The sequence below is a fragment of the Microvirga sp. P4_G7 genome (assembly GCF_056401005.1).
Window position 1 is genome coordinate 1 of sequence record NZ_JBFUKD010001097.1, and the last position, 715, is coordinate 715.

At 62.5% G+C, this 715-nt stretch carries 1 protein-coding gene; it reads right to left on the reverse strand.

Annotated features, from left to right (window positions below; translation table 11 throughout):
- Positions 1-715, reverse strand: a 715-nt coding sequence (locus AC1DT3_RS23250) for a DUF2793 domain-containing protein (RefSeq protein ID WP_477467516.1), incomplete at both ends; no start/stop codon positions are given.

Below are 715 nucleotides of genomic sequence, written 5' to 3' on the forward strand. Positions count from 1 at the left end.
ACCCGGCGGCGTCGCAGGTGACGTTGCAACCACCCGATCCGGCCTTCCATCGGTCGAAGCCCGCGGCGCCCGCGGCGAGAGCGCCTCCCGCAAAGCCGCGTTGATTGACGATGAAGCCAGGATTGATGATCAGGTTCGTCCCTGTCCCAGCGGGCCCCTGGGACAAGCCGGAGGGGCATGTGACGAGACCGGACTTGGCATCGATGACGACGGCGTCGCGCCACGACGTTCCATCGGAGGAGACGCGGATCCTGTAATCGTCATCGCCGATGAGGCCGGTTTCGGCGCGCCCGCTGTAGTCATCCTGATAGAGTTGCGAAAGAACATGGGTGGGACCGCTCTTGTTGAGCAACAACCGAAGGTCACCGGTTCCTTCTTCCGCAAGCGAGCGTGCCATGAACAATGCCGCGTTCAGCTTGACCGCGAGACGATTGACGTCGTCCGCCTGCGTCCCGACACCGATCCGATCGAGATTGGCGAGTGCGCGCTGAAAATAGCCGAGATCCTGCCACGTGCTGCCGTCATAGACGACAATGCAATGTCCGGCCTCGACATAGACATGCCATCCCGCCTGTGGAACGAGGAAACGCCATATCCCGAGATCGAACACGGCGATCTCTTTCGCGTGTCCGAGGAATTCACCCGTCGCGTCTTCGCCGATCAGATAGCGGTCGCCATCCCCCGGTGTGGCGGGCGGGGACGTTCGGTTCTGCTC